This window comes from Streptomyces macrolidinus (genome assembly GCF_023887685.1).
GTDB lineage: Bacteria > Actinomycetota > Actinomycetes > Streptomycetales > Streptomycetaceae > Streptomyces > Streptomyces macrolidinus.
Map to the genome: position 1 here is coordinate 1 of NZ_JAMWMR010000068.1, position 4029 is coordinate 4029.

3 protein-coding genes are annotated in these 4029 nt (G+C 66.2%); all 3 read left to right on the top strand.

Annotated elements, in window-relative coordinates:
• The coding region (locus NGF19_RS30120; RefSeq protein WP_372506041.1) for an FAD-dependent oxidoreductase at window positions 1-1605 on the top strand (1605 nt) is incomplete at its 5' end.
• 48 nt (window positions 1606-1653) lie between these two features.
• The gene (locus tag NGF19_RS30125; protein ID WP_252429093.1) at window positions 1654-2139 is read left to right on the top strand and encodes an RrF2 family transcriptional regulator; all 486 of its coding nucleotides are present in this window, start codon (window positions 1654-1656) and stop codon (window positions 2137-2139) included.
• Between the two features lie 244 nt (window positions 2140-2383).
• Window positions 2384-3892, top strand: a complete 1509-nt coding sequence (locus NGF19_RS30130) for an MFS transporter (RefSeq protein ID WP_252429094.1) — start codon at window positions 2384-2386, stop codon at window positions 3890-3892.
• The last annotated feature ends 137 nt before the right edge of the window (window positions 3893-4029 follow it).

Consider the following 4029-nt stretch of genomic DNA (forward strand, 5'->3'; position numbering starts at 1 on the left):
GGTTCTGGTTCTGGTTCTGGTTCTGATTTTGATGTTCTGGTCGTTGGTGCGGGTCCGACCGGGTTGCTGACTGCTGTGGAGTTGATGCGGCGGGGTGTACGGGTGCGTGTCATCGACCGTGCAAAGGCCCCGTCCACCACGCCCAAAGCACTGTCGGTGTGGCCCCGGGCTCTGGACATCCTGGAGGATGCGGGGCTCGCTGAGCAGGTGCGGCGTGAGTCCGTCCATATCAGTCGGCTGAGTTACTTCTCGGAGCGTAGGGCGCTGGCGTCGTTCGCGTTGGACGAGGACACCGCCTGCCGGGTGCTTCCGCAGCATGTGACCGAGAGGCTCCTGGCCGAGCGTCTTGCTGAGCTGGGTGGCAAGGTGGAACGCGAGGTGCGGCTCCTGGCCCTGGAAGACGTGGACTTCTCCGGGCACATCACTGCCTCCGATGGGGTGACTGCTGTTGTGGAGCATGGTGATGGCCGTGTGGAGCGTGTCCGGGCGCCGTTCGTGGTGGGTGCGGATGGTGCGGGCAGTGCGGTGCGCGGGCAGCTCGGTATCGGTTTTGCGGGCAGCACGTATGAGATGGCGTTCGCGTTGGTCGATGCGCGGATCGAGGGTGAACTGCCTGCGGATGAGTGTCTGTTCTATCAGGCGCCGAGTGGGGCGTTGGTGGTGGTGCCGATGCCGGGGGGTGTCTACCGGTTCTTGTCGGTGATGCCCAAGGGCCGGCATGAGGTGTCGCTGGAGATGATGCGGGAGATCCTGGAGGACCGGGGGCCGCGGGGGGTGCGGCTGACGCAGGCGGTGTGGCAGGCCGTGTTCCGTGTGCATGCGCGTCGTGCCACTGATTTCCGGGTGGGGCGGGTGTTCCTTGCCGGGGATGCCGCGCATGTGCACAGTCCGGCGGGTGGTCAGGGGATGAACAACGGTCTGCAGGATGCCCAGAACCTGGGCTGGAAACTCGCCGCTGTCATCCAGGACCACTCTCCCGCCTCACTGCTGGACAGTTATGGTGTGGAGCGTTCGGAAGCGACGCGGCAGATCCTGCGGGACACGGATCTGCAGACCAGGGCGTGGGTGGCCGACAGCCGTGCCAAGGTCCGGGCCCGTGACATGGTCTTCAGACTCCTGGACCGCACCGGTGTGGTGTCCCGCTTCTACACCCCTGTCATGGCGGGACGCCGGCTGTCCTACCCGCCGCAGCGTGACACCCAGCGGCCTTCCGGGACGGCTCTGTGCCGGATACGGGGCCGGGTTCCGGGGGGTTTGAAGGAGGGTGCGGTGTTCCCGCGGCGTCACGCGCTGGCTCATGGGATCAGTGGTCCGCAGGCGGATGCGGGTGCGTGGACGCTGGTGCTGGCGTCGTCGTCACAGGAATGGCGGACGGAGGCCGGTCATGTCACCGCACGCTATCAGGGGCTGCTGCGGACGGTGGTGCTGCGGCGGCGTGAGGGTGCGGCGGCGACGGGCTGCCGAAGCGGCGGGTTCTGGCTGGTCCGGCCCGACGGGCACGTCGCCGCACACGGCCATGAGGACGACCTCAGCCACCTGGAAACCGAACTGAAAACGGTCCTGAATTCCCGGGCCGGTGTTGGACATGGGCGAGTTGACGGATAAACGGGCGGGCTCTTCTGGCGGACATCGTTGATGCGTAATGTCCAGGACATGAAGCTGAGAGAGGGCGTGGAATGGGCGGTGCACTGTTGCATCAACCTGTCCTGGGTCCCTGAGGGCAGGGCGGTGCCGGTGGCGAAACTGGCCGAGTTCCATGGCTTGCCCACGGCTTACCTGAACAAGCAGATGAACGCGCTGGCACGGGCCGGGATCGTCTCCTCGCACTCTGGTCCTCGTGGTGGGTTCCGTCTCAGCCGGGCTCCTGAGGAGATCAGTCTGATGGACGTGGCCGTCGCCATCGACGGCCAGGCGCAGGCGTTCTTGTGTACGGGCATCCGTCATCACGGTGTCGCGGGCAAGATCACCGGTCTCGAGGGCCGCCGGGTTCCGTGCACGGTGGCGCAGGCCTTCTCCACCGCGGAACTGGCCTGGCGCCACCACCTGGCCGGACAGACCATCGCCGGCCTCGCACACGCCATACGCAAAGCCAACCCCACCGCACCCGACCACATACGCCACTGGTTCAACCACAACTGACCCCAACCAGCAGCACAACCGCTCCACCGCACAACAGGCCCACCGCACAACAGCTCAACAGCTCAACAGCTCGTCGACTCGAACCGCTCAACAGCTCAACGGCCTGAACCGCTCAACGGTTCAACGGCCTGAACCGCTCAACGGTTCAACGGCTCGATCTGCTCAATGGTTCGTACCGCTCTGCTCACCCCTGGTGTCGTTTCGGGGGTGTGCTGTTTCCGACCCCGTAGTGAAAGGCACAGTCATGCCGTCTTCGGCCACAAGCGCTGTCCAGGCGCAGCGCCGGCGTTCTGGACTTCTTCTGGCGTTATTGGCGTTCGCGCAGTTGATCATTTCGATCGACTACAACATCGTCTATGTTGCGCTGCCTGAGATCGGTGATGGTCTCGGGTTCAGTGCTCAGAGTCTGCAGTGGGTGATCAGTGCCTACGCGGTCGCGTTCGGTGGGTTCCTTCTGCTGGGCGGGCGTGCGTGTGATCTGTGGGGGCCGCGTCGTATCTTCATCCTCGGCCTGTCCCTGTATGGTGTGTCGTCGCTGCTGGGTGGTCTGGCGACCGAGCCGGGGCTGCTGATCGCGGCGCGTGCTGTCCAGGGGATCGGTGGCGCGTTCCTGTTCCCGGCGACGCTGACGCTGGTGTCGACGAAGTTCGCTGAGGGCAAGGAACGCAACCGTGCGTTCGCGGTGTGGGGCACCGCGGGCGGTTCCGGCATGATCCTCGGGTCTCTTCTCGGGGGTGTGCTGACGCAGGCGTTCGGCTGGGAGTCGGTGTTCTTCGTCAACGTTCCCCTGGCCGCGCTCGCGATCGTGTTCGCGCTGCCCCTGATCACCCGTGACCAGCTTCCCGCTTCGCGGCGTTCCTTCGACCTGGCCGGTGCGCTGACCGCGACCATCGGCACCACCTCCGTCGTCTTCGCTCTCGTCCAGGGCCCGGAGTCGGGGTGGGGATCAGGCCTGATCATCGGCGCGTTCGTCCTGGGAGCCGCGCTGCTGGCCGCGTTCCTGGTCATCGAGCAGCGCAGCAGTGACCCGCTGATGCCGCTGCGGCTGTTCCGTAACCGGAACCTGAGCACCGGTGCCGCGGTCACCTTCTTCTACATGGCCACCTTCGGCACGCTGCTCTACTTCCTCACCGTCTACTTCCAGGGCGTCCACGGCTACAGCGCCCTTCAGACCGGTCTCGCCTTCCTCGTCCCCATGGCAGCCATCTCCATCGGCGCCCAAACCGCGGGCCGCCTGGCCACGAAGTTCGGACTGCGCGCCATCATGGTCGCCAGCCTCCTGATCGGCCTGGCCGGAACCGTCATCGTCGGTCTGACCCTGACCACCGACGGCTCCTACCTCTCCCTCGTCCCCGGCATGCTCGTCCTGGGACTCGGACAAGGAGCCGGCTACACCCTCATGTTCGGCGCCGCCACCACCGGCATCGACCCCACCGAACAAGGCATCGCCTCCGGCTGGGCCTCCACCACCCAGCAAGTCGGCGGCGCCGTCGGCCTCGCCGTCCTCGTCGCCGTCGCCAACTCCCACCTCGACGGCCTCACCGGCCACGCCCTGGCCACCGCCACCAACAACGGCCTACGCACCGCGGTCTTCCTCGCCGCCACCGGCATCGCCCTCACCGCCCTCATCGCCCTCAACCTCCAAAAGCCCACCACCACCCAAACCACCACCAACACCGACGACACCGACACCGGCAGCCAGGAACCCGACACCACCAACACCACCGACCAACCCCAAACCATCAACGCCTAACCCCACCCCCCCCAACCCCGGCACACCACGCGCCGGACACCACACCCCCGTACTCGAATCCCCCGCGAGTACGGGGGCCCAACACATCCCGCACATCATTCTCAAGTCCCTCGCGATGCGGGGGACTTGACGCATAG

What these genes read in the sequence shown, in the direction of transcription:
- NGF19_RS30125 (WP_252429093.1), top strand. Translation starts at nt 1,654, where the DNA reads ATGAAGCTGAGAGAGGGCGTGGAATGGGCGGTGCACTGTTGCATCAAC.
- NGF19_RS30130 (WP_252429094.1), top strand. Translation starts at nt 2,384, where the DNA reads ATGCCGTCTTCGGCCACAAGCGCTGTCCAGGCGCAGCGCCGGCGTTCT.